The following is a 26943-nucleotide window of genomic DNA, read 5'->3' on the forward strand; positions in this document are numbered from 1 at the left end:
AACTCCCACCGCTCGCACACCCAATCCAGGCCGGTGCCCCGCGGCCGGCGGGCCGACGCTAACCGCGGTCCCTGAGAGCGGCACCAGGCGAGTCTGGGAGTGCGCTGAGAGTCGGCGCGTCCGAAAAGGACGGTGCCGGACATCGGGGTACGAACGGGCCGAGACCGCGTCGGCGAGGCGCCGGTGCGACCGATCACGTCACATCCGCGGCGGCCGGGACGGGCGGCCCGGTCCCCCGCTCGCGTGGATCAGCACGTCGGAGTACCCACCCTGAAATGTCCGGACAATTAACCGGACACTCCCAGGGGCCAGACGGTCTTTGGCCTCAGCCGTCCGGACATGGCACCCTGAACGCGTGAATGCGCTGACCCTGCGGCTCGTGGCCCGTCGCCACGTCGATCTGCAGCGTGTCACCAGCGCGATCTGTCGCGCGAGCTGAGCCCGCGCGCCGCCGTCCCACCACGGATCGATCACCGGCGCAGGGTGAGCCGCGCTCCGGTTGTCGTTCGCTGCCGCACGATTCCCGGGGGTCGGTGAGCCCTGCCCTCCTCCGGAGGCCCCGAATTGCCGCCCACCACCCCGCCCGCGAAGTCCCCTGCGCGCCCGAAGCGCGGTGAGGGCCAGTGGAAGCTCGGCCACCGTGAGCCGCTGAACCCGAACGAGCGCGTCAAGCGCGACGACGACGGGCTCAACGTTCGTGCGCGGATCGAGAACATCTACTCCAAGCAGGGGTTCGACGCGATCGACCCGTCCGACCTGCGCGGCCGGATGCGCTGGTGGGGTCTGTACACCCAGCGCAAGCCCGGGATCGACGGCGGCCGGACCGCGGCGCTCGAGCCCGAGGAGCTCGACGACCGCTACTTCATGCTCCGGGTCCGCATCGACGGCGGCGCCCTGACCACCGAGCAGCTGCGCGTCGTCGGCGAGATCTCCGAGCAGTACGCCCGCGACACCGCGGACGTCACCGACCGGCAGAACGTCCAGTACCACTGGATCGCCATCGAGGACATGCCGGCGATCTGGAAGCGGCTGGAGGGCGTCGGCCTGCTCACCACCGAGGCCTGCGGCGACACCCCGCGCGTCATCCTCGGGTCCCCCGTCGCCGGGATCTCCGCCGACGAGGTGCTCGACCCCGAGCCCGCGATCCGCACGATCCTCGACCGCTACATCGGCAGCCCCGAGTTCTCCAACCTGCCGCGCAAGTTCAAGACCGCCATCTCCTGGCAGCAGGACGTCGCGCACGAGGTCAACGACGTCTCGTTCATCGGCTCGGTGCACCCCGAGCACGGGCCGGGCTTCGACGTCTGGGTCGGCGGCGGGCTGTCGACGAACCCGAAGATCGCGCAGCGGCTGGGCGCCTGGGTCCCGCTCGACGAGGTCCCCGACGTGTGGGCCGGGATCATCTCCGTCTTCCGCGACTACGGCTACCGCCGGCTGCGCCACCGCGCCCGCATCAAGTTCCTGATCGCCGACTGGGGCGCCGCGGAGTTCCGCCGGGTCCTGGAGGAGGAGTACCTGGGCCGCCCGCTCGTCGACGGCCCGGCACCCGCGACCCCGGAGCGCCCGATCGACCACATCGGCGTCCACAAGCAGACCGACGGCCGCAACTACATCGGCGTGGCGCCGGCGTCCGGCCGGGTCTCGGGGACGACGCTGGTCGCGCTCGCCAAGGCGGCGGAGTCGGTCGGCTCGCGCCGGGTCCGGCTCACCCCGCAGCAGAAGATCGTCGTGCTCGACGTGCCCGACGAGAGCGTCGCGGCCCTCACCGAGGAGCTCGCGGGCCTCGGTCTGCAGGCCGATCCGTCGCCGTGGCGGCGAGCGACCATGGCCTGCACGGGCATCGAGTTCTGCAAGCTCGCGATCGTCGAGACCAAGGAGCGGGCGATCCGGCTGGTCGACGAGCTGGAGCAGCGCCTCGCCGACGTCCACCCGGACGTCCCGATCTCGATCCACCTCAACGGCTGCCCCAACTCCTGCGCGCGCACCCAGGTCGCCGACATCGGGCTCAAGGGCCAGATCGTCACCGACGCCGACGGCAACCAGGTCGAGGGCTTCCAGGTGCACCTGGGCGGCGGGCTGGGTCTCGACGCCGGGTTCGGCCGCAAGCTGCGCGGCCTCAAGGTCACCAGCGCCGAGCTGGGCGACTACGTCGACCGGATCGTGCGCAACTACGTCGCGCAGCGCACCGAGGGCGAGCGGTTCGCACAGTGGGTGCTGCGCGCCGACGAGGACGCCCTCACGTGACCGAGCTCGCGCTCGGCACGGCGGGTCCGCGGACGCGGCGGACGAACGCAGGCGAGGAGGTCGCGTGAGCGCGCCGACGAGGGCAGTGCCGTTCTACTGCCCGTACTGCGGCGAGGAGGACCTCCGCCCCGCCGAACAGACCGAGAAGGTGCCGCACGGCGCGTGGTACTGCGCCGACTGCCTGCGCACCTTCACCGTGAAGATGATCGGGATCGGAGTGCCCGAGGTGACCAAGCGATGAGCGTCGCGACGGAGACCGACCTGCGCGCGCTGGCCGAGCGCGGGGCCGACGAGCTCGGTCCCGACGCCACCGCCGAGCAGGTGCTCGCCTGGGCGGCGGAGACGTTCGGCGACCGGCTGGTCGTCGCGTCCAACATGCAGGACGCGGTACTGGTCGACCTGGCCGCCAGGGCCAGGCCGGGCGTGGAGATCCTGTTCCTGGAGACCGGCTACCACTTCGCCGAGACGATCGGCACCCGCGACGCCGTCGAACACGTCTACGACGTGCGGATCGTCAACGCGACGGCGGCGCAGACGGTCGCCGAGCAGGACGCCGAGTGGGGTAAGGACCTGTTCGCGCGCGACCCCAACCAGTGCTGCGCGCTGCGCAAGGTCGCGCCCCTGCAGTCCACCCTCGCCCGTTACGACGCCTGGGTCACCGGTGTCCGCCGCGTCGAGGCGCCGACCAGGGCCGCCACCCCCCTCGTCACCTACGACGAGAAGTTCGGCCTGGTCAAGGTCAACCCGATCGCGGCCTGGAGCGACGACGACATGGAGGCCTACATCGCCGAGCACGGAGTCCTGGTGAACCCGCTGGTCGGTGAGGGGTACCCGTCCATCGGCTGCGCGCCGTGCACGGCCAGGCCGCTGCCGGGCGCCGACCCGCGCTCGGGGCGCTGGGCGGGCACCGGCAAGATCGAGTGCGGGCTGCACGTCCAGTGAGCGCCTCCGTGAGCATCCCGACGGTCGACGCGCTCGACGCGCTGGAGTCCGAGTCGATCCACGTCTTCCGCGAGGTCGCGGGCGAGTTCGACCGGCCCGTGATCCTCTTCTCCGGCGGCAAGGACTCGACGCTGCTGGTGCACCTCGCGGTGAAGGCGTTCGCGCCGGCACCGGTGCCGTTCCCGCTGCTGCACGTCGACACCGGGCACAACTATCCGGAGGTCATCGAGTTCCGCGACGCGCTCGTCGCGAAGCTCGGGCTGCGGCTCGAGGTCGCGCACGTCCAGGACTGGATCGACGACGGGCGCCTCGTCGAGCGCGCCGACGGCACCCGCAACCCGCTGCAGACGGTTCCGTTGCTGGACTCGATCGTCGAGAAGAAGTTCGACGCCGTGTTCGGCGGCGGCCGCCGCGACGAGGAGCGGGCGCGCGCCAAGGAGCGCGTCATGAGCCTGCGCGACGCGTTCGGCCGCTGGGACCCGCGCAAGCAGCGTCCGGAGCTGTGGAACCTCTACAACGGCCGGCACGCGCCGGGCGAGCACGTCCGCGTCTTCCCGATCTCCAACTGGACCGAGCTCGACGTCTGGCGCTACATCCAGCGCGAGGGGATCGAGCTGCCGTCCATCTACTACGCGCACCAGCGCGAGGTGTTCCGCCGCGACGGGATGTGGCTGGCCGAGGGCCCGTGGGGCGGGCCGCGGGGCGACGAGACGCTCGAGCGGCGGACCGTCCGCTACCGGACGGTCGGCGACGGTTCCTGCACCGGCGCCGTCGAGTCCACGGCGACGACGCTCGACGAGGTGATCGCCGAGGTCACCGCGTCGCGGCTGACCGAGCGCGGCGCCACCCGTGCCGACGACCGGCTGTCCGAGGCAGCGATGGAGGACCGCAAGCGTGAGGGGTACTTCTGATGGGTGAGAACACCCGCGACCTGCTGCGGTTCGCGACCGCCGGATCCGTCGACGACGGCAAGTCCACCCTGGTGGGCCGGCTGCTCTACGACACCAAGTCGGTGCTGGCCGACCAGATCGAGGCCGTGCAGCGCGCCTCGGTCGACAAGGGCCTGACGACGCCCGACCTGTCCCTGCTGGTCGACGGCCTGCGCGCCGAGCGCGAGCAGGGCATCACGATCGACGTCGCCTACCGCTACTTCGGCACCCCGACCCGCGAGTTCGTCCTCGCCGACACCCCGGGCCACGTGCAGTACACCCGCAACACGGTGACCGGCGCGTCGACGGCCGAGCTCGCGGTGCTGCTGGTCGACGCGCGCAACGGCGTCGTCGAGCAGACCCGCCGGCACGCCGCCGTGCTCGCCCTGCTGCGGGTCCCGCGGCTCGTCCTGGCCATCAACAAGATCGACCTCGTCGACTACGACCAGGCGGTCCTGGAGGCCATCGCCAAGGACTTCGCCGGGCTCGCCCGGTCGCTGGGCTTCGCCGACGACGCCGTCGTCACGATCCCGGTGTCGGCGCTGGTCGGCGACAACGTCGTCGAGCGCAGCCCGCACACCCCCTGGTACGAGGGCCCGACGCTCCTCGGCCACCTGGAGTCGGTGCCCGTCACCGGCCCGGAGGCCGACGCACCGTTCCGGCTCCCCGTGCAGTACGTGATCCGTCCCCGTACCGCTGCTGATGCGCGCTCCGCTGACGCTTCGCGCTGGGGGGACCTGCACGACTACCGCGGCTACGCCGGCCAGGTCGCCTCCGGCACGGTCCGGCCCGGCGACGAGGTCGTCGTGCTGCCGGGTGGGCACCGGACCACCGTCGCATCGGTCGAGACGGCCGACGGACCGCTGGCGGCCGCGGCCGCCGGGCGCAGCGTCACCATCCTGCTCACCGACGACATCGACCTGTCGCGCGGCGACGTCATCGCCGCCGCCGACGCGCCGCCGCGGGTCACCGACGAACTGGACGCGACGCTGTGCTGGCTCGCCGAGAAGCCACTGCGTCCCGGCGCCCGGCTACTGCTCAAGCACGGCACTCGCACGACGCAGGTGATCGTCGGCGACCTGCGTGACCGGCTCGACACCGACACGTTCGCCCTCGAGCAGCCCGCCGAGCTGGCCATCAACGACATCGGCCGGGTCGCGTTGCGCACCGCCGACCCGCTGCCGGTCGACGACTACGCCGACATCCGCGCCACCGGCGGGTTCCTGCTCATCGACCCACCCACGGGCAACACCCTCGCCGCCGGGCTCGTCGGCGACCCACTCGTCCTGGTCGACCTGCCCAGCCGGGCGCCGTCGACCCCCGGACCGTAGTCCCCGCTCTTCCCATCCCCCGAAAGGAAGTCCCGTCCGATGCGCCTGCGTTCCAGAGTTCCCATCGCCGTCCTCGCCGCCCTCGCCGCGGTGGGGGTGCTGGCGTCCTGTTCGCGGGCCTCGGACTCCGAGTCCAGCGGCTCCGGGTCGGCGGCCGCCACGTCGCCGGCCGCGGAGCTGCGCCTCGGATACTTCCCGAACATCACCCACGCGCCGGCGCTGATCGGCGTCGACAAGGGCTACTTCGCGCAGGAGCTCGGCTCCACGAAGCTGACGACGCAGACGTTCAACGCGGGTCCCGACGAGGTCAACGCCCTGCTCGGCGGCTCGCTCGACGTGGCGTTCATCGGGTCCAGCCCGGCGATCAACGCGTTCGCCAAGTCCAACGGCGAGGCCGTCCGGCTGATCGCGGGCGCCGCGTCGGGGGGCGCGCAGCTCGTCGTCTCCAAGGACATCACCAGCCCCGAGCAGCTCAAGGGCAAGACGATCGCGACGCCGCAGCTGGGCAACACCCAGGACGTGTCGCTGAAGAAGTGGCTCAAGGCCAACAACCTCGAGATCGCCACGGCGCCCGACCCGAACAAGGTCGTCGTCCAGAACCTGGACAACCCGCGCACGCTCGACCTGTTCAAGTCCGGCCAGATCGCGGGCGGCTGGCTGCCCGAGCCCTGGAGCTCCCGGCTCGTCGACGCGGGCGCCTCGGTGCTCGTCGACGAGCGCACGCTGTGGCCGAACGGCCAGTTCCCGACGACCGTCGTGATCGTCCGCACCGCCTTCCTGCAGCAGCACCCCGACGCCGTCGAGGCGCTGCTGCGCGGTGAGCAGAAGGCCATCGACTTCATCGCGAGCGATCCGGCCGGCGCGAAGACCGCGGCGAACAACGCGATCAAGCAGCTCTCCGGCTCGGCGCTGGCACCGAACATCGTCGACCGGGCCTTCACGGAGCTGTCCTTCGGCCTCGATCCCCTCGCCGCGACGTTCCCGCAGCTGTCCAAGGACAGCGTGACCGCGGGCGCGACGCAGAAGGAGACCGACCTGCACGGCTTCCTCGACGTCACGGCGGTGAACGCGGTGCTGAAGGCCGCGGGCAAGCCCCCGGTCGACGCCGCGGGCCTCGACAGGCCGAAGAGCTCCTGACCCTCGGGGGCGGCTCCCCACCGGGAGCCGCCCCCACCCCAGACGAGAAGGGTGACGGCCCGATGACCACCACCACGACCGGGACCGAGACCACCGCGACCCGTACGCCGGCCGCCCCCGGGCAGCCGGAGGCGGTGCGGCTCGAGGGTGTCGGCAAGACGTTCGGCAGCGGCTCCGACGCGGTGACGGCGCTGCAGAACGTCGACCTGGCCGTCGCGCCGGGCGAGTTCGTGTGCCTGCTCGGCGCGTCGGGCTGTGGCAAGTCGACGCTGCTCAACCTGGTCGCCGGGCTCGACGAGCCCACAGCGGGCACGCTGACCAGGCCGGCCGGCTCCCCCTCGTTCATGTTCCAGGAGGCCGCGCTCCTGCCGTGGCTGACCGCGGGCCGCAACGTGGAGCTGCCGCTGCAGCTCTCGGGGCTGTCCCGGTCGGCGCGGCGGGCGCGCGCCGCCGAGCTGCTCACGCTGGTCCGGCTGGACGGCCTGGCCGACAAGCGTCCGCACGAGCTCTCCGGCGGCATGCGCCAGCGCGTCTCGCTGGCCCGTGCGCTCGCCGCCGCGACGGGGCCCGACGGCGCCGGGGGCGGGGTCCTGCTGATGGACGAGCCCTTCGCCGCGCTCGACGCCATCACCCGCGACGCCCTGCAGGGTGAACTGCTGCGGGTGTGGCGGGCCACCGGCACCACGATCGTCTTCGTCACCCACGACGTCCGCGAGGCGGTCCGGCTGGCCCAGCGCGTCGTGCTGCTGTCGTCGCGGCCCGGCACCGTCGTCGGCGAGTGGGCGGTCGGCGACGACCGCGACCGGCTCCACGACGAGATCACCGGGCGGCTGCGCCAGGTCATCGCGAGCCATGCAGCCTGAGACCGCACCGCGCCCGGCCGGCGCACCGCTCGCCGACGACGAGTCCGCCGCCGAGCTCGCCGGGCTCGACGCCCTCGACACGCCCACCGTCCGCCGGGTGCCGTGGTGGCGCCGGTTCCTGAGGACCGGGGTGCCGCCCATCGTCGCGTTCGCGCTGTTCATCGGCGTGTGGCAGGTGATCTGGGCGTCGGCGATCGTGCCCGAGTTCAAGATCCCCGCGCCGCTGGCGGTGTGGGACTCGTTCGCCACCGTCGTCGGCGACGGGCAGGTCCTGTCGATCCTCTGGACCTCGATCAGCCGGGCGTTCGTGGGCTTCGCCATGGCGCTGGTCATCGCCGTGCCGCTCGGCCTGCTCGTGGCCCGCGTCCGCGTCGTGCGCGCGGCGATCGGCCCGCTGCTGTCGGGCCTGCAGAGCCTGCCGTCGGTCGCCTGGGTCCCCGCCGCGGTGCTCTGGTTCGGGCTGACCGACTCCACGATCTACTTCGTCGTGCTCGCCGGGTCGATCCCCTCGATCGCCAACGGCCTGGTGTCCGGCATCGACCAGATCCCGCCGATCTTCCCGCGTGTCGGCAAGGTCATCGGCGCGAGCGGGCTGGCCACCGCGCGGCACATCCTGCTGCCCGCGGCCCTGCCCGGCTTCCTGGCCGGCTGCAAGCAGGGCTGGGCGTTCTCCTGGCGGTCGCTGATGGCGGCCGAGATCATCGCGGCCGGACCGCTGCTGGGCATCGGCCTGGGCGCCTTCCTCAAGGAAGGCAGCGACTTCAACGACATGCCGAAGGTCATCGCCGCGATCTTCCTGATCCTCATCGTGGGCATCGGGATCGAACTGCTGATCTTCCGGCCGATCGAGCGTCGCGTGCTGCGCGTGCGCGGGCTCGCGGCCGGTGTCTGAGCCCGCGCTCGTCGCCGTCGCACACGGCAGCCGCGACGGCCGCTCGGCGGCGACGATGCACCGCCTCGTGCGCGAGGCCGCCGCCCAGGCGCCGGGACTGGACGTCCGGCTGTCGTTCCTCGATTTCAACGCCCCCCGGCTGCCCGACGTGCTGCACGCCGTCGCCGCCGACGGGCACCGGCGCGCCGTGGTCGTGCCGTTGCTGCTGGGCACCGCGTTCCACGCCCGGGTCGACGTCCCCGCCGCCGTGGAGGCCGCCTCGACGCGGCTGCCACGCCTCGACGTCGCCGTCTCCCCGGTGCTGGGCGCCGAGCCCGCCGCACTGCTCGCCGCCGCGCGGGCGCGCCTGGCCGCCGCCGTCACCGCCGCCGACGCCCCGCGGACCGGTGTCGTCCTCGCCGCCGCCGGATCGAGCCACGCCGCCGCGAACGACGCCGTCAGCGCCCTCGCCGCCGGGCTGCCGCGGGCGTCGGCCGCGTTCGCCACCTCGGCGGGACCGACCGTCCCCGAGGCGATCTCCCGGCTCCGCGACGGCGGGGCGCGGCGGATCGCCGTCCTGCCGTGGTTCCTCGCCCCGGGCCGGCTGCTCGACCGCGTCCGGGACCAGGCTCTCGCCGCCGACCCGACGGCCGTCGTCGCCGAGCCGCTGGGCGACCACCCTCTCGTGGCCGCAACCCTGCTCGCCCGCCACGGCGTCACGATCCACGCAAGTGTTACACCCTCCGCATTCGTCGACGCGGGCTGACAAATCACGTTGCGCCGTTCGGCGCATTTCCACGCATCCGTTTGCGCGCGCGATTCCGACGAACAGTCGCGGGACGAAACGGACGGTCTCACGGAGCGCATTCGGCCGACTCGGATCGGTGGTGGAGAGGGCGCCCGCGCGGAAAAGTTTCGTGGTGCCACGTCATTCCGACGCCGCCCGCACGTCCCCGAACGGACGCCAACCCGTGCGGCGTCCACTCGTTCGGCGCAACGGGCGGCGGTCCGTGGCGAACCATGATCACTGCATGCCGAAGACGGTGTAGAGCAGCGTGAACGCCGCCGCGGACGGCACCGGCGGAGAGCGCCACGGGGGCCGTCGGTGCCACCGCACCATGGGTCGGGGAGACGTTGGCCACCGACCGGGTGACCTGTTCGGGGGGTTGCGACGGGCAGGTGAATGTGTGTGTCGGCTGAAACGTGGCTGTGCGGAATACGAAAGAGTGTGCAGCGGCGCCAATCGCGCGCTGCACGAGTTCGAAAGGAAGTGCCAATGTCTGTTCGTCGTTCGCACAAGCCGGCGCCCCCGAAGCCGACCTGTGGGCTGCCGAAGCCGCCGTCGCACCACGACGACGACCACCACCACGGACACCACCACGGCCGTCGTCACCACCACCACGACGACCCGTGCGCCCGCAAGTCGAAGCGCCAGCACCACCGCGACCACTGCGGCCGCTGATCTCTCGCCCCAGCAGAGACCAGCACGCCTGACTCAGCCTGGCTGAGTAGCGGTTCCGGCGGCCCCGCGCGAAGCCCCAGCGGCGCGGGGCCGTCGGCATGAACGGAGTTCGTCGATGTCCACCACCGCCGCCGGGGGACGCCCGTCCCCGCCGCGCCGGGCTTCGGAGATCCCGGACCACGAGCACGAGCACGACCACGAGCACCGGGACCACACGCACGGCGCCCGCGACCGGCCCGACACCCGCGACCGCGACCGCGACCGCGACCGCGACCGCGACCGCGACCGCGACGATGACTCGCACCGCGAGCCGTACGACGGCGAGGACGACGACGGCGAGGACGACGGTCCGTACGAGCGCAGCACGATCGCGGACGTCCGCGAGGCCGCCAAGGTCCCGATCCGGCACATCTTCCGCCGGTTCTGGCCCGACACCAAGCCGTTCCGCGGGCGGATGCTGCTCAGCCTGGCACTGGTCGGCGTCGGGCCCGCGCTGGGCACCGTCAACATCTACCTGTTCAAGATCCTCGTCGACGACGTCCTCACCCCCCACGACTTCCGGCTCTTCCCGCTCATCGCGGGCGCCTTCCTCGCGATCACCGTCATCGGTGGGCTGATCAACTTCGCCGACGAGTACATGACGGCGTGGGTCGGCGAGAAGTTCGTGATGGCCGTGCGGCAACGGGTGTTCGACCACCTGCACCGGCTCTCGTCCGGCTACTTCGAGACCCGCCAGCTCGGCGACCTGCTCTCCCGGCTGACCGGCGACGTCTCCTCGATCGAGCAGCTCATGCTGACCGGCGTCAACATGGCGCTGACCTACAGCTTCCAGATCGTCTTCTACGCGGGCGCCATGTTCGTCCTGAACTGGCAGCTCGCGCTCGCGGCACTCGTCGCCGCGCCCTTCTTCCTGCTCGTCGCGCGGGTGTTCGCGAAACGGATCCAGTCGGCCGCGCGTGAGAGCCGCCGCCGGGCCGGCTCCATCAGCGCGGTGGCGGAGGAGAGCTTCGGCAACGTCGCGCTCGTCCAGGCCTACGACCGCGCCGCCGACGAGGGCCGCCGCTTCCGCGACCAGAACCTCGGCAACTTCCGCGCCCAGATGCGCGCCATCAAGATCGAGGGGATGTTCTCCCCGATCAGCGCGCTGGTCGAGTCGATCGGGACGCTCGTCGTCATCGGCATCGGCGTCTGGGAGCTCTCGCAGAACCGGATCACCCTCGGCGGCCTGCTCGTCTTCCTCGCCTACATCACCCAGCTCTACGGCCCGGTCCAGGGCTTCGCAGGGCTCACCAACTCGATCTTCGCCGCGAGCGCCAGCGCCGAGCGCATCATCGAGGTCCTCGACGAGAAGCCGCTCGTCGAGGACCCGGCCGAGCCGGTCCGGATCGGCCGGGCGACCGGCAGGATCGCTCTCCAGGGCGTGAGCTTCGCCTACCCGGGCACCGACCGGCAGGTGCTCAGCCACCTCGACCTGACCATCGCGCCGGGGCGCAAGGTCGCGGTCGTCGGCGCGAGCGGCGCGGGCAAGTCGACGCTGACCAAGCTGCTCATGCGCACCTACGACCCGGACCAGGGCACGGTCAGCCTCGACGGCGTCGACATCCGCCGGCTACGGCTGGCCGACCTGCGCCGCAACATCACCGTCGTGCTGCAGGAGACGCTCGTCTTCGACGGCTCGATCGCCGACAACATCCGGTGGGGCCGCCCGGACGCGACCGACGAGGACGTCGCCACCGCCGCGGCAGCCGCCGACGCCCACGACTTCATCACCCGGCTGCCCGACGGCTACGACACCCGCATCGGCCAGCGCGGCCGGATGCTGTCGGGCGGGCAGCGCCAGCGCATCGCGATCGCGCGGGCGATGATCCGCGACGCGCCCGTCCTGCTGCTCGACGAGCCGACCACCGGCCTGGACGCCGAGTCCAGCCGCCGTGTGCTGGAGCCGTTGCGCCGGTTGATGACCGGCCGCACGACGGTGATCATCTCCCACAACCTGGTCACCGTGACCGATGCCGACGAGATCCTCTTCGTCGAGCACGGCGAGATCACCGCACGCGGTACGCACGAGGAACTGCTGGACCGCAGCGAGGGCTACGCCCATCTGTACGAGCTGCACCATCCCGAGGCGGCGCAGAGCGGACTGGGACAGGGCGGAGTGGGACAGGGCGGAGCGGGACAGGGCGCGGGGCGGGGCGCCGCGGGACCGGGCACTGCGCGACCGGGCACTGCGCGACCGGGCACTGCGCGACCGGGCACTGCAGGACCGGGCACCGCGGGGCGGGGCGCGACGGTCGCGCCCGCGTCGCCCTTGCCGGCGATCGCGGCGCCCGTGCCGGCGATCGGGGCGCCCGTCCCCGCGGCCGCCGCGTCCGTATCGGCGATCGCGGCGGCCGAGGAGACGGTGCTGGTCCCGATCCGGTCCGCCGCGCGGCCCGGCACCCCCACCGATCCCGTGCCGGTCCCCTTCGTCCGGCCCCGCCCGGTGGCCGAGCCGGCACCGGCCGCGGAGCGGCGGTTCGTCGCCCTCCCGCTCGCGGCCCGTACGACAGGGCCGGGCGCGCCGCAGCCGCCCGACCACGACCGCGGACAGGCGGCCCCCCGGCTCCTCCCGGCCGAGCGTTCGGCGGTGTTCGCCGCCGCGGCGTCCGGCGCGCCGCGCCCCCGGCCCTCCCACGTCGAGGACACCTCGCTGCTCTCGCCCGACGGCCGGCCCCGCAGCGGTGGCGCCGGGAACGGCGAGAACCCGGCCGAGGCGACCCGGGCCGTCACGTCACGGTCGCGCACGCCCGGTCCACGCTCCGCCGGGGTCGACGCCGGCGATCGCCGGGGCGAGGAGCCCGGGTTCCCGGTGGGCGACGGCCGCCGCGCGCCCGCCGCCGGCGCCGTGCCGAACGAGACGCGCCCCGGCGCCCCGCGTTCGGTCCGCAGCGACGGGCCCGGCGACCGCGGCCGGTCGGCCGAGAACAACGGGCACAACGGGTTCGCCCCGGACGGGCGCCCCGCGCCATCTCCGCGGGGACCGCTCGGAGCCGGTGGGCAGGCGGGCCACCGCGGCGGGTCACGCCGTCCGGGCGACACCCGGCACGATTGCGCCGACCACGACGGTCCCGTCCCCGACGGGCGTCCCGCGAGCCGCCCCGGCGCCCCGGCGCCCGACCGCAGCGCACGCCGTGTCAACGGCCACGACCTCGGCGTTCGCAGCGACAACGGCACCGCTCCGGACCGCCGCGACCCCGCCCACGACGACAGCGCCGCACGCCGCATCAACGGCCACCCCCGTGGGTTCCGCAGCGACAACGGCACCGGCCCCGACCGCCCCTCGCCGCGTCGCGACGGCCGACCCGACCGCGCCGCGCACGTCGACGACCGCACTCCGGGCGAAGCTCGGCCGTACGACCGCACCGGCGCCGACCGGCGAGCCGGCGACCAGCGGTCCGGTCGCAGCCGGCGCGCCCTCGACGGTCACCGGGCCGACGACGTCGACCGGCCGGGGCTGCGCCCCACCGGCGTCGGGTTCGGTGAGCCGCGGCGTGGCCCCGCGGACCAGGCGCGACCCACCGGTCTTCGCGCCGACCGTGCAGGCCGCCCCGCCGACGACGCGCCCGCACGCACCGACCGCCCCGCGGCCACCGGCGACGACCGCGCCGGCGACTGCCCTGTTGGCACCGCCCGCCCCGACCGGGGCCGGTTCGACGCCGGCCGCACCGACGACCGCCCGAGCAACGGCACCGCGGTCGCTGCCCGACGCGTCGACCGCGACGGGGGCCAGGACCGCCCAAGCGTCGCCCACGCCGACCGGGGCCGACACGACGCCGCCCGCGTCGACGACCGCCCGGGCGACGGCACCGGGTTCGCCGCCCTCCGCGACGGCGGCCGGAGCCACGACCGCCCGATCGACGCCGGTCGCGTCGACGACCGCCCGATCTGCCCCATCCGCGTCGACGGCCGCCCGGCCGGCACCGGCCGGGGAGCCGACCCCGTCGCCGCCAACCCCGTGAACGGCACCCGGACCAACGGCACCCGGCTCGACGCCGACCGAGCCGCCGGCGACCGAGCACACGGCGACCGGGTCAACGGCCGTCCGGTCGGAGGCCTGCAGGCACGAGGACGCGGGACCGAGGGCCGCCCGGTCGACAGCCGGCACCCGGACGACCACGAGGTCGGCGCCGGGACGGGTCGGGACGCGCGCCCGACGCGGCACCGCGCCAGGACGACGGCGGACCCCGCGGACCACCTCGCCCGCAGCCGGCATGCCGAGGAGAGCGGCGATCACGCCCGTCCGCCACGCCACACCCGGCCGGACCCGGAGCGGGCAGGCACGCCCGCGCGACGCCGCCGGGCTGCGGACGCCCCGTCGCGGACCGGGCGGCCCCGCGACGAGCAGGACCCGGAGACGACGGCGTTCCCCGCCACGGGCGCGCGCCGACCGTCGTCGAACGACCCCGGCACGTCCGAGGGGCGCCGTGCCCGGCACTCCGGCGACGGGCCGCGGCGCGGACGATCCCGGGGTCGCGCCGAGGGTGCCGACCACCTGCGTCGTCCCGATCCCGACCGGCACGCGGTGCCCGACCTCGACGAGCCGACGCGCGCGCTGCCCCTCGCGCACCTGACCCAGGCGTTCGAGAAGCTCACCGTGCCCGACCCGCGGGTCCCCGAGGACGACGCCGATCTCGACCCGGAGACGACGGCCTTCCGCGCGATCCCTCGCCCCCGGCGACGGTCGCTGCTCACCGGCGAGCTCCCCAAGGTCCCGCCGGCGCCGCGCCGCCGCCGCTGACCTCGGGCGCGCCTGCGGGACGGCCGGCCCGTCGTCGGGCACCGGGCCGACGGGCATCTCGACATCGCGAGTGGCGTCAGGCCGCCGCGGCCTCCTCGACCGGCAGGCTGCGCAGGATCGCGCGGGCGACGGCGTCGTTGTAGCGCAGGCTCTGTGCGTTCATCCCTGGCCGGGTGAACGCACCCGCGACCTTCACCTGGGTGTGCGGCCCGACGGCGAACCGGCGCGGGTGGGCGGCGCCGGTCGCGTCGACGACCGCACCGTCGGCGGCCCGGACCTCGATGAGCCCGGTGTTGCGCAGGACCGTCCCATCGGCGGCGCGCAGGACGTGTTCGACGACGTCGCCGGACCGCAGCAGCGACGCCAGCAGCGGGTCGGTGCTGCGGGAGGCGCTCGGGTCGGGGAGCCGGGCGTCGACGAGGATCGTCGAGGTGACGGTATCGGGTGTGGCGGCGCTGCCGGCCCGGAAGACCGCGCTCCCCGGCCCTGCGTCACCCTCCTCGGGGCCGACCTGCTCGACCCACATCCCGGGCCCGAGGAACCGGACGAGCCCGGCGTCGGCGAGCGCGAGGATCTGGCGCACCCGGAAGCCGGGCGGGCCGCTGGCGACGCCGTTGAAGAACCCCTGCCACCAGGAGACGTCGCGGGCCTGCGACTCCGGCGTCAAGGCGCTCTCGCCCTGCAGCCGGGTGAGCTCCCCGTAGATCGACAGCATGGCGACGAAGGCGCCGAGGTGCGGCGTGTGCCGGGGATCGACGTGCTGGCGCAGGTCCTCAGCGATCCGTGCGACGACCAGCGGCTGCAGGCTGTCGAGGTCGGGCGCGGTGACGCCGTCGAGCGGGCGGTCGAGCGCGTCGAGGTCGAGACGGTCGAGCGGGTCGGGGGCGAGCTCGGCGAGGAAGGTGTCCATCTGCGGGGTGGCCCAGTCGAGCGCGTCGAACCGGGCGGTGAACGCGTCGAGGTCGAGGGTGACGCGGTCGGGGTGCCCGGCGACGAGCTCGTGGTACCACCCCCACGCGATCTCCTTGGCGATCAGCGGCCACAACGTCGCCCGCAGGTCGACGGGCCCGGTCGCGGTGTGCACGCCGATCTGGTCGGGGCCGAAGTAGCGCGGCAGTGGCGGCCGACCCGCACGCAGCGCGTAGTGCGTCTTCGAGTGGTAGGGCGCGCCGCGGGGGCTTCCCGCCACGAGCACGGGCTCTTGCCCCGACGCGATGTAGCGCAGCCCACCGACGGCGTCGTCGTCGGCCACGAACCGGCCGCCGCGGCCCTCGAAGAGCAGCACGACGAGGTCGACGAACGCCAGTCCCAGGCCGCGGACCAGCACCGTCTCCCCCGGTTGGACGACCGACAGGTCGGTGTCGGTCGTCTGTTCCGGCGGCAGGTACCGCAGCCCGGCGTCGACGGCGCGGGCGAGGAGGGCGCGCTCGTCGTCGGTGGGGACGGCGTCGAGGTGCCCGGAGGCGAGCACGACCGAGTCGGCGCGGATCGGGACGTCCTCGCCCTCGACGGTCAGCCACTGGTCGTCGCCGGTCTCGGTCAGCCTCGTCGCGCGGCCGGTGTGGACGTGGACGCGCACCCGCGACGGCAACGAGGCGACGACGTCGCGCAGCACCCAGCCGAGGTAACGGCTCTGCAGCCGACGGCTCGGGAACGTGGCGGCGTCGACGGACTCCAGCTCGGCCCACAGCGCCGGGCCGTAGGCGTCGGCGGTCTCCGTCGGCAGCTCACCGGCGCGGACCCGCTGCACCCACTCCCACAGCGACGGCCCGGGCACGATCGGCCCGGCGCACACGACGGAGTCGTCGGTGTACATCGTGACGTCGGCGGCCATCGAGTTCATCGCCAGCAGCGGCGACTGCGCGTGCCGCCAGATGCGGCCCGCACCCGGCGGGAAGGGGTCGACGAGGTGGACGTCGAGCTCGCCGTCGCCGAACAGCTCGGGCAGGCTCGCGGCGAGGCGCTCCAGGATGCCGGCGCCGCGTGGCCCGGCGCCGACGATCGCGATCGAGGAGGGACGACGGGGCATGACGGTCCTTGCGGCCGGGGACGGGTGGGCGGGGGGCGCGTCAGCCCGTCAACGCCGCGCTGGTCCGGCAGAAGTCGACGTGGCGGCGGCGGGCCAGCAGCGTCACGGGCATGCGGGGGCCCCGGCGCGCGTCGTTCCGGTCACCGGACATCGTCTTCGAGGGTAGGCGTCGCGACCGGGGTGCGCACCGTCGTCGGTACCGCGAGATCGTCACACCGGGCACGCGGTTGACCGGGCGCGGCCGCGGTGCTGCAGTGGAGGGGTGACTCCCGGCCCGGGGACGGCACTGGTGACGCGCCGGCACGTCGACTTCGGTCGCGTGTGGTCGGCGGCCTGTCGACGGTCCCGCTGACAGCCCCCCTGCCCGTCCCCGACCATCCAGGAGCACACCCATGCCCGTCGAGTTCCTCGGCATCGGCGCCACCAACGACGGGACCGAGACCCACGCCCGGTCCGGCCCCGCCTTCGACAAGGACTTCACCCTCGCGCTCGCTCGCGCCCACGAGGAGAGCGGCTGGGACCGCGTCCTCACGGCGTACTCGTCGGGCAGCCCCGACCCCGCGCAGGCCGCCGCCTACATCGCCGACCACACCGAGCGGCTGCAGCTGCTGCTCGCCCACCGGCCCAACGTCTCGGCGCCCACGTTCGCCGCGAAGACCGTCGCGACCCTCGACCAGATCAGTGATGGCCGGCTCACCCTGCACGTGATCACCGGTGGCAACGACCACGAGCAGCAGCGGGAGGGCGACACCCTGCCCAAGGACCGCCGCTACGACCGCACCCGCGAGGCGATCCAGATCCTCAAGCTCGCATGGACGTCGCGAGAGCCGTTCGACTACCACGGCGAGCACTACGACATCGCCGACTTCGTCCTCGACGTCGAGCCCGCGCAGAAGCCCCGGCCGCGGATCAGCTTCGGGGGGTCGTCGCAGGCGGCGTACCGGGTGGGCGCGGAGGAGGCCGACATCTACGCGCTGTGGGGCGAGCCGCTCGCGGGCACCGCCGAGCAGATCGCGACGATCACCGCGCTCGCGCGGGCCGCCGGCCGGCCTGCGCCGACGTTCCAGGTGGCGTTCCGGCCGATCCTGGGCCGCACCGAGGAGGAGGCCTGGGAGAAGGCGTACGCCACGGTCGCGCGGATCCGGGAGCGCACCGCGGGCGGGACGACACCGCTCACGCGCCGGCACTCGCTCACCGCCCCGGAGAATGCGGGCTCGCAGCGGCTGCTCGCCGCGGCCGGGTCGGGCGAACGTCACGACCGGGCACTGTGGACGGTCACCGCCGCGGCCACTGGCGGCGCGGGCAACTCGACGGCGCTCGTCGGCACGCCAGAGACGGTCGCCGCCGCCCTGCTCGACTACTACGACCTCGGCGTCCGGATCCTCTCCGCGCGCGGGTACGACCTGCTCGAGGACGCCCGCGAGTTCGGCCGCGAGGTGATCCCGCTCGTCCGCGCCGAGGTCGCCCGGCGCGACGCCGCCGCGGCCTGACCCGGCGCCGCTCGCGCGGCGGCCGTAACGGCCGGGCGGGCGCGGGCGATTCCACGAGCCGACGGGCGGTCGCTGGGGCGTCGCCCGTCGCCGGGTCCGGGCCGGGCGACCGGCCCGGACCTCGGGCGGACCAACCGTAACGGTGTGGTCGTTCCCGGCGAGTGCACTGCTGCCAGCACTCCCGGCGCCGGGAGAACGCACGCTCCGCCGCCGCGGGACTCCGCACGCGATCGGAGGAGCGTCTCGTCATGAGCACCGCCAACGTCACACGTCCCGGCAGCGTCACCGTGGTCGTCGTCCTGACATGGATCTCGGCGGTCCTGCAGATCCTCATCGGCGTCATGCTGTTGGTCGTCGCGGCCGCCGTCGCCCCGGACGTCGACCTCACCGTCGGGCGCGGAACCGTGGTCGCGATCGGGATCCTCGTGCTGCTCGTCGGCATCGTCACCGCGGCGGTCGCCTCGCGGCTGGGCAAGGGCGGCAACGGCGCCCGGATCCTGGTGTCGGTGCTGGAGGTGCTGCAGGTGGCGGGCGCGCTCGCGACCCTGTTCACCTACGGGCGCACCGGCCCCGGTTCCGGCGCGATCGGCACCATCGCCATCGCGGTGCTGATCCTGGTCCTGCTGTGGAACCGGCGGGCCGACGCGTTCTTCACCCGCTGACCGTCGCACCTCGAGGTCAGCCGCGCGGGACCAGCTCGACGCTGCCCTGCAGGACGGTCGCGCCGTCCGAGCGGGTCGAGCGGAAGCCGATCACGTGCCCGGCCGGGTCCGGCCGTGGGTCGGTGCGGTGCACGGTGACGGTCTCGCCGGGCACGCCCATGCCCGTGCACCGCGTCGCGAGACGGCCGACGGTCCACCGCCCGAGGTCCTGGTCGTCGAGGACCGCGGTGACCGCCCGGGCCATGGTCTCGGTGCCGTGCACCACGATGTCCGGGAGCCCCGACGCGTGGGCGACCCGGATGTCGGTGTGGATGGGGTTCCAGATCGTCGAGCACTCGGTGTAGACGGTCGGGCCCTCGCGGGTCACGCCGTAGTCGCGGTGCGGCCGCAGCTCGCCCGCTCCTCGGTCCTCGGTCCTCGGTCCTCGGTCCTCGGGGCGCAGGGCCCCGGACCGGCGGCCGGCCCGGGGCCCTGCCCGTCGATCGTCACGCCCGGGTACACGCAGGTGTAGTACGTCGTGACGGCGGAGCGGCCCGACGGGAGGCCGCTGCGAGGTGTCGGGTGTCGTCCCGGGGGGTGCTGGTCACCGGTCGCCTCCTCGGCTGTGTCGCGTCGTCGTCGGCCCGATCGGGTCGTCGGCCCGATCGGGAGGCCTCACGGTCAGGGCAGGACCGCCTGCGTCTGGGTGACCCGGGCGACCAGCCGATCCCGCGGGTCGCGCAGCTCGGTGTCGACGACGATCGTCGTGCGTCCGCGGTGCAGCGGCCGCGCGACGGCCTCGACGTAGCCCTCGACCACCGGGCGCAGGAAGTTCGTCGCCGAGGAGATCGTCGCCGTGCCCGTCGCGCCGTCCGGCAGGTTGAGGAACGCCGCCCAGCCGCCCGCGGTGTCGGCCAACGCCATCAGCGCGCCGCCGTGGAGCACCCCGGCCGTGGTCGTGCGGGTGGGATGCCAGTCCAGGCGCAGCCGCACCTCGTCCGGTCCCGCCGCGACGGCGGTGGCGCCGATCAGTGCCGCGAAGGGCATGGCGGAGTGGAGGAACGCGTTCGGGTCGTCGGCAGGGTCCTCGGTGACGTCGGCCATCCCCGCAGCCTGCCACGGGTGATCGTGACGTGTGTCCGGGCGTGGGACCGGCGCGCACGGCGTCGGCTACGGTCCGGCCATGACCCCTCCCGACGCCGACGCCGCCCCCTCGGAGCTCGTCCACCTCGACGTCACCGCGGGCGTCGCGACGATCACGCTCGACTCCCCCGGCAACCGCAACGCGCTGTCCGCCCAGCTGCGCCGCGAGCTGCTCGATCGGCTGGAGCGCGCGATCGCCGACGAGACCGCGCGGGTGATCGTGCTGTCGCACACCGGGTCCGTCTTCTGCTCGGGCATGGATCTCAAGGAGACCCGCGGCGCGGGCGCCGACCAGCAGGGGATCAACGAGGTCCCGGCGATCCTCGAGACGGTGTGGAGCTCGCCGAAGCCGGTCGTCGCCCGGGTCGGCGGGGCCGCGCGGGCGGGCGGCGTCGGCCTCGTCGCCGCCGCCGACATCGCGGTCGCCGTCGACCGGGCGACGTTCGCGTTCACCGAGGTCCGGCTCGGGCTGGTGCCGGCCGTCATCTCGGTGACGGTCCTGCCGCGGCTGCTCCCCCGCGCGGCGCACGAGCTGTTCCTCACCGCGGAGGTGTTCGACGCACCGCGCGCCGCGGCGATCGGGTTGATCAACGCGTCCGTCCCGGCCGACGAGCTCGACGCGGCCGTCGACCGTTACGTGGCCGCGCTGAAGCTGGGCGCGCCGGCGGCGCTGGCCGGAACCAAGGAGATGCTGCGCGCCGAGCGGCCGTCGTCGATGCGCGAGGACTTCGCGCAGATGCAGGAGCTGTCGGCGTCGTACTTCGCCGGTCCCGACGGCCAGGAGGGGATGCGGGCCTTCGCCGAGAAGCGCAGCCCCTCCTGGGTCGTGCCGGACTGACCTAGCACCTAGCCGCGGGTCCAGCCGGGGTCGCGGCCGCTGGCGCCGACCGCCCGCTCGAACGCGGGCGCGTCGGGACGGACCGGCACCTCGGCGCCGAACCAGCCGCCCTCGCGGCCCATCGGCGCGACCGCGAGGATCCCCTCCAGTACCGCCTCGCCCAGCGCCGCGGGGACGTCGAGGTCGCGCCCGGTCGCGGCGGCGACGTCCCAGGCATGGACGGCGAACTCGGAGGTCATCATCTGGCCGATCACGGCCGCGGGCATCGGCGATCCACCCATGTGCGAGTCGCCGTCCCACACCCCGGGCTCGGCCCACGCCCTGGCCGTGGCCTCGCCCTCCTCGGCGCAGCGGGCAGCCCACTCGGACTCCGGCACGCCGATGAGGAACGGCGCGCCGTCCTCGATCTTCCAGCTCTCGTCCCACGGTTCGCGGGTCGCCGAGCGCTGGGCGAGGACGAGCCCGAAGGCGATGTGGTTGACGACCTCGCGCACGGTGAACTCGGCGCACGGCGACGGGTCGCCGTATCGCTCGACGGGTGTCCCACCGATGACCGAGACCGCGAGGTCGATGCTCTGGCGCATGTGGTCGGTGTGGTCCATGACGACCATGCTGCTCGGGCACCGGCCCGCGGTCTTGTAGGAACGCGACACCTCGCCGCGGCGCCTACCCTGGACGTCGTGACCGCCGTTCCCGCCGCGCCCGCGGTGTCGCACGATCCCACCGCGGCCCTGGAACTGCTGCTGGGGCGCCCGCTCGTCGCCCTCACCGGCGCGGGTCTGTCGACCGACTCCGGCATCCCCGACTACCGCGGGCCGAACTCGCCCGCACGCGCCCCGATGACCTTCGGCGAGTTCCGCTCGGGGCCCGCCGCCCGCCGCCGCTACTGGGCCCGCAGCCACGTCGGCTGGTCGCGGATGCGCCATGCCGTGCCCAACGCCGGACACCACGCGCTGGCCGCCCTGGAGGACGCCGGGGTGCTGCGGTCGGTGATCACCCAGAACGTCGACGGGCTGCACGGTGCCGCCGGCAGCCGCGACGTCGTCGACCTGCACGGACGGATCGACGAGGTGGTCTGCCTCGACTGCCGCGCCGTCACCGCCCGCGACGTGCTGCAGGCCAGGCTGGCCGCGCTCAACCCGGGCTTCGCCGAGGCCGCGGTCGCCGCGGAGGCCGCCCCGGACGGCGACGCGGTGCTCGACGACACCGACGGCTTCGTCGTCGCCGACTGCGCGGCGTGCGGCGGTGTGCTCAAGCCGCACGTGGTGTTCTTCGGCGAGAACGTCCCGCGCGAGCGGGTCGAGCGCTCCTACGGGCTGGTCGAAGGACTGGCCGCCTGCGGGGGTGCGCTGCTCGTCGCCGGGTCGTCGTTGACCGTGATGTCCGGACTGCGGTTCGTCAAACGCGCCCGCGCGCTCGACGTCCCGGTCGTGATCGTCAACCGCGGCGCGACGCGCGGCGACCCGCTCGCGACGCTGCGGGTCGACGCCGGCTGCTCCGAGACGCTCGTCGCGCTGGCCGCGGCCTGAGCCCGCCGCCGGGGCGGGTCAGGTCCGGCCGGTCAGCACGATCCTCAGCGGGCGCTCGCCGTGCGAGGTCGCGACCGCCGCGTCGGCCAGCACGTCCAGCAGCCGCTCGTGCCCGTCGGCGTCGGTGGCCGCGAGCGTCGCCGGGTCGTCCCACACGAGCACGACCTCGCCCGGCGGCAGCCAGGACAGGTCGGTGAGGACGTCGCGCAGCGCGTCGAGGTTGTGCCCGAACCAGTCGGGCACGTCGAGCTGCGCCGCGACCGCCGCGTAGAAGCCGCTCCGGTCGGCGGGCCCGTCGACCTCGACCACCCGTGCGCCGCAACGCCGGGCCGTGTCGGCGACCTGCCCCGCCTCGCGCGGGCTGCACTGGAGAACGCTCACGACTGCACCGTCATGTGGTCATCATCACTGAGCCGGGCCCGGTTCGCCAGAGCATCGCCCGGGTGGACCTGCCGTGTCCGTCCGGTGACGGTCCGGGTCCTGCTCGGCGCCGGTCCCTCAGCCGCCCGTCGCCGCCCCGTCGACGACGACGAAGCTCCCGTAGTGGTCGCCGGTGTAGTACAGCTCCTGGCCCGCACCCGTGACGAGCCGGCGCGCCCCGCGGTCGGTCTCGCCGGGCGTCGGGACGGTGAACTCGTGGTAGTAGCCGCGCGGTTCGGCGGGCAGCAACCTCTCGGCGTTGGCGAAGACGACGCCGTCGCGGTCGTAGCGGTAGGGACCGCCCGACCTGATCTGCGAGTACACGGTGGCGGCCTCGGGTGGCAGCGCGCACAGCGGCTGGACCGGCAGTTTCGACGCCGACGCGCCCGGGACCTGCGATGAGACGACCACGCAGCCCGTCGACGCGGAGCCCGGGTCCGCCGCGGGCGTCCCGCTGCGCCCGGTGACCAGTCCGACGGCGACCAGCCCGGCGAGCACGGCGAGGGCGACCAGCGCGACGCGCACCGATCCGCCGCGACGCGGTGAGGTCACCTCAGGGCTCGTCCGTCCGCGCCGGCAGCAGGTCGGCCGGGGCACCTGCCACCGGGTCCAGCAGCGGCTCCGGCGCCCGGCCGAGCCGGTTCGCGCGCGGCAGCGCGTCGTAGATCGTCTCGACGACGCCGGACACCCGGTCGACGAGGATCGCCAGGCCCGCGCACACCGGCAGCACGACGACCGCGGCCAGCACGACCTGCAGCGGGAAGGCCAGCTGGGTCACCCACAGCTCGACCGCGTCCCACCAGTCCGCCACCGCCCGCACACGTCACACGGTAGACCCGGGCCGTGTTGGCTAGGTTCTGGGCATGTTCGCCGTCTACGCCGCCGCGCCGAATGCCGACTCCCCCCTCGACTCGCTCACCGTCGGGGAGCGACCCGATCCGGAGGTGCCCGAGGGCTGGGTCGCGGTGAAGGTGGGGGCGGCGAGCCTGAACATGCACGACCTGTGGACGCTGCGGGGCGTCGGCATCAAGCCCGAGCAGTTCCCGATGATCCTGGGCTGCGACGGCGCCGGCACGCTCGAGGACGGCACCGACGTCGTCATCCACTCCGTGATCGGCGACCCGGCCTGGCGCGGCGACGAGACCCTCGACCCGCGGCGCACGCTGCTGACCGAGAAGTACCAGGGCACGATGGCCGACACGGTCGTCGTGCCCGCGCGCAACGCCGTGCCCCGCCCCACCGGGCTCTCCGCCGCGCAGGCCGCCGTCATGGGCACCGCGTGGCTGACGGCCTACCGGATGCTGTTCACCAAGTCCGGCCTGCAGCCGGGCCAGACGATGCTCGTGCAGGGCGCCTCCGGCGGCGTGTCGACGGCGCTGGTCCAGCTCGGCCGGGCCGCCGGCATGCGGGTCTGGGTCACCGGCCGCAGCGAGGAGAAGCGTGCGCTGGCCGAGAAGCTCGGCGCGCACGCGACGTTCGAGTCGGGCGCGCGGCTGCCCGAGCGGGTCGACGCGGTCTTCGAGAGCGTCGGCAAGGCGACGTGGGGGCACTCGATGCGCTCGGTGCGCCCGGGCGGCGCGATCATCTGCTGCGGCTCGACGAGCGGCCCCGACGCGAACGCCGATCTGCAGCGGCTGTTCTTCCTGCAGATCCGGGTCGAGGGCTCGACCATGGGCACCCGCGACGAGCTCGCGAACCTGCTGCAGTTCGTCGCGAACGCCGGGATCGACCCCGAGATCGGCCTCGAGCTGCCCATGAGCGAGGCGACCGAGGGCTTCCGCGCGATGCTCGAGGGCAATACAGCCGGCAAGATCGTGTTCACTCACTGACACCGAAAACGACCTTTTCCCGGCATCTTCCCAGCAAAGTGGCCGAGATAGCTCAATCGTCAAGTACAGTCGGTCACCGTGTCTGAGCCATTCAGTCGATCGGCGCCGGGGGCTGTCGCCGCCGCCCCGGCGCCGCGCGTACCCGGCCTGGTCGAGCTGCTCGACCGCGTTGACCGTGCCGTCGCCACGGCACTGGTCCCCGCGACCACGTCCGAGGGGGTCAGCCGCGACGGCTGGCGGGTCCTCCTGATGCTGGCCAGGGGAGGTGGCCGGAGCATGGGTGAGATCGCCGGCCACACCGCTCTGCCGGCCCCGACGGCGACCCGCGTCGTCGACCGGCTGGTCGCCTCAGGGCTGGCCTACCGCCGCCACGACCCCGTCGACCGGCGCCGCGTGCTCGTGCACCTGGCGGCCGAAGGGCGCGGCGTGGTCGAACGGGTGTGCGGGATGGTGGAACGCCGGATCGGCACCGCACTGGGCGCCCACCCCCGCGAACGCGCCCAGCTGGCCGACCTGCTGGCGCACCTGGCCGACACCTCGGCCTGAGGTCCGGACGGCCCGGGCGGCGCGGTCGCCACCCGGGCCCCGGTCCTACTTCTTCGCCTTGTCCGCCGACGAGTCCGTCGACAGCGCCGCCACGAAGGCCTCCTGCGGAACCTCGACCCGGCCGATGGTCTTCATCCGCTTCTTGCCCTCCTTCTGCTTCTCCAGCAGCTTCCGCTTGCGGGTGATGTCGCCGCCGTAGCACTTGGCCAGCACGTCCTTGCGGATCGCGCGGATGTTCTCGCGCGCGATGATCCGCGACCCGATGGCCGCCTGGATCGGCACCTCGAACTGCTGGCGCGGGATCAGCTCGCGCAGCTTCGTCGTCATCGAGGTGCCGTAGGAGTAGGCGTCGTCCTTGTGCCGGATCGCCGAGAACGCGTCGACCGGCTCGCCCTGCAGCATGATGTCGACCTTGACCAGGTCCGACTCCTGCTCGCCCGCCTCCTCGTAGTCGAGGCTCGCGTAGCCGCGGGTGCGCGACTTCAGCGCGTCGAAGAAGTCGAAGATGATCTCGGCCAGCGGCATCGTGTACCGCAGCTCGACGCGCGTCTCGGACAGGTAGTCCATGCCGCCGAGCTGCCCGCGCCGGTTCTGGCACAGCTCCATGATCGTGCCGACGAACTCCGACGGCGCCAGCACCGTCACCTTGACGACCGGCTCGAAGACCTGCGCGACCCGCCCCGTCGGCCAGTCCGACGGGTTGGTGACCAGCTGCTCGGCGCCGTCGTCGCGCACCACCCGGTAGACGACGTTCGGCGCCGTCGAGATCAGGTCGAGCCCCGCCTCGCGCTCCAGCCGGTCACGGGTGATCTCCAGGTGCAGCAGGCCCAGGAAGCCGCACCGGAACCCGAAGCCCAGCGCCGCCGACGTCTCCGGCTCGTAGGTGAGCGCCGCGTCGTTGAGCTGCAGCTTGTCGAGCGCCTCGCGCAGGTCCGGGTACTGCGAGCCGTCGACCGGGTAGAGGCCCGAGTAGACCATCGGCCGCGGCTCCCGGTAGCCGGTGAGCGGCTCGCTCGCGCCGTGCCGCTGGCTGGTGACCGTGTCACCGACCTTCGACTGCCGGACGTCCTTCACCCCGGTGATCAGGTAGCCCACCTCGCCGACGCCCAGGCCGTCCGACGGCTTGGGCTCCGGCGAGACGATGCCGACCTCGAGAAGCTCGTGCGTCGCGCCCGTCGACATCATCCGGATCCGCTCGCGCGGGGTGATCTTCCCGTCGACGACCCGGATGTAGGTGACGACGCCGCGGTAGGTGTCGTACACGGAGTCGAAGATCATCGCCCGGGCCGGTGCGTCCGGGTCGCCGACGGGCGGGGGCACCTGCCGGACGACCTCGTCGAGCAGCTCGCGCACGCCGTCGCCGGTCTTGGCGCTCACCCGCAGCACGTCCTCGGCCTCGCAGCCGACGATGTGGGCGATCTCGGCGGCGTAGCGGTCGGGGTCGGCGGCGGGAAGGTCGATCTTGTTGAGGACCGGGACGATCGTCAGGTCCTTCTCCAGCGCCAGGTACAAGTTCGCGAGCGTCTGCGCCTCGATGCCCTGCGCCGCGTCGACCAGCAGGATCGCGCCCTCGCACGCCTCGAGCGCGCGGGAGACCTCGTAGGTGAAGTCGACGTGGCCGGGGGTGTCGATGAGGTGCAGGACCACGTCCTGCTCCGAGCCGTCCTCGCCGGTGACCTTCCACGGCAGCCGGACGTTCTGCGCCTTGATCGTGATGCCGCGCTCGCGCTCGATGTCCATCCGGTCGAGGTACTGCGCCCGCATCGCGCGCTCCTCGACGACCCCGGTGAGCTGCAGCATCCGGTCGGCCAGGGTGGACTTCCCGTGGTCGATGTGGGCGATGATGCAGAAGTTCCGGATGCGCTCCGGCGGGGTGAACGTGCGGTCGGCGTACGTCGTCACTCAGGTTCCTTCGCTGCGGG

Annotated in this window: 26 protein-coding genes; 18 read left to right on the forward strand and 8 right to left on the reverse strand. The window is 73.8% G+C overall.

Annotation, left to right across the window (positions count from 1 at the left end):
• Positions 1-355: 355 nt before the first annotated feature.
• The 12 genes from PSD17_RS35430 (at position 356) to PSD17_RS24165 (ending at position 14556) form a co-directional block, all read left to right on the forward strand.
• Entirely contained in the window at positions 356-439 is an 84-nt protein-coding gene (locus tag PSD17_RS35430; RefSeq protein ID WP_379653349.1) for a putative leader peptide, read from the forward strand.
• Between the two features lie 125 nt (positions 440-564).
• Positions 565-2244, forward strand: coding sequence for a nitrite/sulfite reductase (locus PSD17_RS24115; protein ID WP_013676573.1), 1680 nt, complete (start codon positions 565-567; stop codon positions 2242-2244).
• A gap of 64 nt (positions 2245-2308) precedes the next feature.
• Positions 2309-2485, forward strand: a complete 177-nt coding sequence (locus PSD17_RS24120; protein ID WP_013676574.1) for a hypothetical protein — start codon at positions 2309-2311, stop codon at positions 2483-2485.
• Entirely contained in the window at positions 2482-3186 is a 705-nt protein-coding gene (locus PSD17_RS24125; RefSeq protein ID WP_013676575.1) for a phosphoadenylyl-sulfate reductase, read from the forward strand. Before PSD17_RS24120 ends, PSD17_RS24125 begins: the two co-directional genes overlap by 4 nt.
• A gap of 8 nt (positions 3187-3194) precedes the next feature.
• On the forward strand, positions 3195-4097 hold the full coding sequence (gene cysD, locus PSD17_RS24130) for a sulfate adenylyltransferase subunit CysD (RefSeq protein ID WP_013676576.1): 903 nt from the start codon (positions 3195-3197) through the stop codon (positions 4095-4097).
• Entirely contained in the window at positions 4097-5446 is a 1350-nt protein-coding gene (locus tag PSD17_RS24135; RefSeq protein WP_339124637.1) for a sulfate adenylyltransferase subunit 1, read from the forward strand. Before cysD ends, PSD17_RS24135 begins: the two co-directional genes overlap by 1 nt.
• Before the next feature lie 39 nt (positions 5447-5485).
• Positions 5486-6583 (forward strand): ABC transporter substrate-binding protein, encoded by a 1098-nt coding sequence (locus PSD17_RS24140; RefSeq protein WP_013676578.1) that lies wholly within the window; start codon positions 5486-5488, stop codon positions 6581-6583.
• Positions 6584-6645: 62 nt separating this feature from the next.
• Positions 6646-7446, forward strand: a complete 801-nt coding sequence (locus PSD17_RS24145; RefSeq protein WP_339124638.1) for an ABC transporter ATP-binding protein — start codon at positions 6646-6648, stop codon at positions 7444-7446.
• Complete coding sequence (locus PSD17_RS24150; protein WP_339124640.1) at positions 7436-8338, forward strand: ABC transporter permease; 903 nt, start codon at positions 7436-7438, stop codon at positions 8336-8338. The genes PSD17_RS24145 and PSD17_RS24150 overlap by 11 nt, the downstream gene beginning before the upstream one ends.
• Positions 8331-9083, forward strand: coding sequence for a sirohydrochlorin chelatase (locus PSD17_RS24155; protein WP_013676581.1), 753 nt, complete (start codon positions 8331-8333; stop codon positions 9081-9083). Before PSD17_RS24150 ends, PSD17_RS24155 begins: the two co-directional genes overlap by 8 nt.
• Before the next feature lie 510 nt (positions 9084-9593).
• A complete protein-coding gene (locus tag PSD17_RS24160) occupies positions 9594-9779 on the forward strand; it encodes a hypothetical protein (RefSeq protein WP_013676582.1) in 186 nt (61 codons plus the stop codon).
• Positions 9780-9894: 115 nt separating this feature from the next.
• Positions 9895-14556 (forward strand): ABC transporter transmembrane domain-containing protein, encoded by a 4662-nt coding sequence (locus PSD17_RS24165; RefSeq protein WP_339124643.1) that lies wholly within the window; start codon positions 9895-9897, stop codon positions 14554-14556.
• A 76-nt stretch (positions 14557-14632) separates the two neighbouring features.
• Here the strand turns inward: PSD17_RS24165 and PSD17_RS24170 are convergent, their stop codons facing one another.
• Positions 14633-16585, reverse strand: a complete 1953-nt coding sequence (locus tag PSD17_RS24170; protein WP_013676584.1) for an FAD/NAD(P)-binding protein — start codon at positions 16583-16585, stop codon at positions 14633-14635.
• Positions 16586-16977: 392 nt separating this feature from the next.
• Between PSD17_RS24170 and PSD17_RS24175 the strand changes: the two genes are divergently transcribed.
• Together PSD17_RS24175 and PSD17_RS24180 are read left to right on the forward strand one after the other, a co-directional pair.
• Positions 16978-18075, forward strand: a complete 1098-nt coding sequence (locus tag PSD17_RS24175) for an LLM class flavin-dependent oxidoreductase (RefSeq protein ID WP_013676585.1) — start codon at positions 16978-16980, stop codon at positions 18073-18075.
• A gap of 248 nt (positions 18076-18323) precedes the next feature.
• Positions 18324-18737: a hypothetical protein gene (locus PSD17_RS24180; RefSeq protein ID WP_013676586.1), complete on the forward strand. Its 414-nt coding sequence runs from the start codon at positions 18324-18326 to the stop codon at positions 18735-18737.
• A gap of 16 nt (positions 18738-18753) precedes the next feature.
• Here PSD17_RS24180 and PSD17_RS24185 read toward each other — a convergent pair whose 3' ends face one another.
• Positions 18754-19104, reverse strand: a complete 351-nt coding sequence (locus PSD17_RS24185; protein WP_339124644.1) for a MaoC/PaaZ C-terminal domain-containing protein — start codon at positions 19102-19104, stop codon at positions 18754-18756.
• A gap of 293 nt (positions 19105-19397) precedes the next feature.
• Positions 19398-19820: a PaaI family thioesterase gene (locus PSD17_RS24190; protein ID WP_339124645.1), complete on the reverse strand. Its 423-nt coding sequence runs from the start codon at positions 19818-19820 to the stop codon at positions 19398-19400.
• Between the two features lie 79 nt (positions 19821-19899).
• On the opposite strand from PSD17_RS24190, the gene PSD17_RS24195 reads away from it, so the two are divergent.
• Entirely contained in the window at positions 19900-20697 is a 798-nt protein-coding gene (locus PSD17_RS24195) for an enoyl-CoA hydratase-related protein (protein WP_013676588.1), read from the forward strand.
• Positions 20698-20705: 8 nt separating this feature from the next.
• Here PSD17_RS24195 and PSD17_RS24200 read toward each other — a convergent pair whose 3' ends face one another.
• Entirely contained in the window at positions 20706-21299 is a 594-nt protein-coding gene (locus PSD17_RS24200) for a TIGR03086 family metal-binding protein (protein WP_013676589.1), read from the reverse strand.
• Between the two features lie 78 nt (positions 21300-21377).
• Between PSD17_RS24200 and PSD17_RS24205 the strand changes: the two genes are divergently transcribed.
• The gene (locus PSD17_RS24205) at positions 21378-22226 is read left to right on the forward strand and encodes an NAD-dependent protein deacetylase (RefSeq protein WP_013676590.1); all 849 of its coding nucleotides are present in this window, start codon (positions 21378-21380) and stop codon (positions 22224-22226) included.
• An 18-nt stretch (positions 22227-22244) separates the two neighbouring features.
• On the opposite strand, the gene PSD17_RS24210 is transcribed toward PSD17_RS24205, so the two are convergent.
• From PSD17_RS24210 to PSD17_RS24220, 3 genes are all read right to left on the reverse strand, one after another.
• Entirely contained in the window at positions 22245-22607 is a 363-nt protein-coding gene (locus PSD17_RS24210) for a barstar family protein (protein WP_013676591.1), read from the reverse strand.
• 117 nt (positions 22608-22724) lie between these two features.
• A complete protein-coding gene (locus tag PSD17_RS24215; protein WP_041759965.1) occupies positions 22725-23198 on the reverse strand; it encodes a ribonuclease domain-containing protein in 474 nt (157 codons plus the stop codon).
• 1 nt (position 23199) lies between these two features.
• The gene (locus PSD17_RS24220) at positions 23200-23466 is read right to left on the reverse strand and encodes a hypothetical protein (RefSeq protein WP_339124648.1); all 267 of its coding nucleotides are present in this window, start codon (positions 23464-23466) and stop codon (positions 23200-23202) included.
• Positions 23467-23509: 43 nt separating this feature from the next.
• Here PSD17_RS24220 and PSD17_RS24225 point away from each other — a divergent pair, with 43 nt between their 5' ends.
• Complete coding sequence (locus PSD17_RS24225; protein ID WP_013676594.1) at positions 23510-24475, forward strand: zinc-binding dehydrogenase; 966 nt, start codon at positions 23510-23512, stop codon at positions 24473-24475.
• 78 nt (positions 24476-24553) lie between these two features.
• The gene (locus PSD17_RS24230; protein ID WP_049803483.1) at positions 24554-25021 is read left to right on the forward strand and encodes a MarR family winged helix-turn-helix transcriptional regulator; all 468 of its coding nucleotides are present in this window, start codon (positions 24554-24556) and stop codon (positions 25019-25021) included.
• A gap of 45 nt (positions 25022-25066) precedes the next feature.
• Here PSD17_RS24230 and lepA read toward each other — a convergent pair whose 3' ends face one another.
• Positions 25067-26923, reverse strand: coding sequence for a translation elongation factor 4 (gene lepA, locus PSD17_RS24235; protein ID WP_339124651.1), 1857 nt, complete (start codon positions 26921-26923; stop codon positions 25067-25069).
• Between the last annotated feature and the right edge of the window lie 20 nt (positions 26924-26943).

The sequence above is a fragment of the Pseudonocardia sp. D17 genome (assembly GCF_036984265.1).
Classification (GTDB): Bacteria; Actinomycetota; Actinomycetes; order Mycobacteriales; family Pseudonocardiaceae; genus Pseudonocardia; species Pseudonocardia benzenivorans.

Excerpts from the sequence above, each read along its gene's own strand:
- PSD17_RS24180 (WP_013676586.1), top strand. The coding sequence starts at position 18,324 with ATGAGCACCGCCAACGTCACACGTCCCGGCAGCGTCACCGTGGTCGTC.
- PSD17_RS24200 (WP_013676589.1), bottom strand. The coding sequence starts at position 21,299 with ATGGACCACACCGACCACATGCGCCAGAGCATCGACCTCGCGGTCTCG.
- PSD17_RS24125 (WP_013676575.1), top strand. The coding sequence starts at position 2,482 with ATGAGCGTCGCGACGGAGACCGACCTGCGCGCGCTGGCCGAGCGCGGG.
- PSD17_RS24225 (WP_013676594.1), top strand. The coding sequence starts at position 23,510 with ATGTTCGCCGTCTACGCCGCCGCGCCGAATGCCGACTCCCCCCTCGAC.
- PSD17_RS24175 (WP_013676585.1), top strand. The coding sequence starts at position 16,978 with ATGCCCGTCGAGTTCCTCGGCATCGGCGCCACCAACGACGGGACCGAG.
- PSD17_RS24140 (WP_013676578.1), top strand. The coding sequence starts at position 5,486 with ATGCGCCTGCGTTCCAGAGTTCCCATCGCCGTCCTCGCCGCCCTCGCC.
- PSD17_RS24195 (WP_013676588.1), top strand. The coding sequence starts at position 19,900 with ATGACCCCTCCCGACGCCGACGCCGCCCCCTCGGAGCTCGTCCACCTC.
- PSD17_RS24150 (WP_339124640.1), top strand. The coding sequence starts at position 7,436 with ATGCAGCCTGAGACCGCACCGCGCCCGGCCGGCGCACCGCTCGCCGAC.
- PSD17_RS24145 (WP_339124638.1), top strand. The coding sequence starts at position 6,646 with ATGACCACCACCACGACCGGGACCGAGACCACCGCGACCCGTACGCCG.
- PSD17_RS24165 (WP_339124643.1), top strand. The coding sequence starts at position 9,895 with ATGTCCACCACCGCCGCCGGGGGACGCCCGTCCCCGCCGCGCCGGGCT.
- PSD17_RS24170 (WP_013676584.1), bottom strand. The coding sequence starts at position 16,585 with ATGCCCCGTCGTCCCTCCTCGATCGCGATCGTCGGCGCCGGGCCACGC.
- PSD17_RS24135 (WP_339124637.1), top strand. The coding sequence starts at position 4,097 with ATGGGTGAGAACACCCGCGACCTGCTGCGGTTCGCGACCGCCGGATCC.
- PSD17_RS24160 (WP_013676582.1), top strand. The coding sequence starts at position 9,594 with ATGTCTGTTCGTCGTTCGCACAAGCCGGCGCCCCCGAAGCCGACCTGT.
- PSD17_RS24190 (WP_339124645.1), bottom strand. The coding sequence starts at position 19,820 with ATGGCCGACGTCACCGAGGACCCTGCCGACGACCCGAACGCGTTCCTC.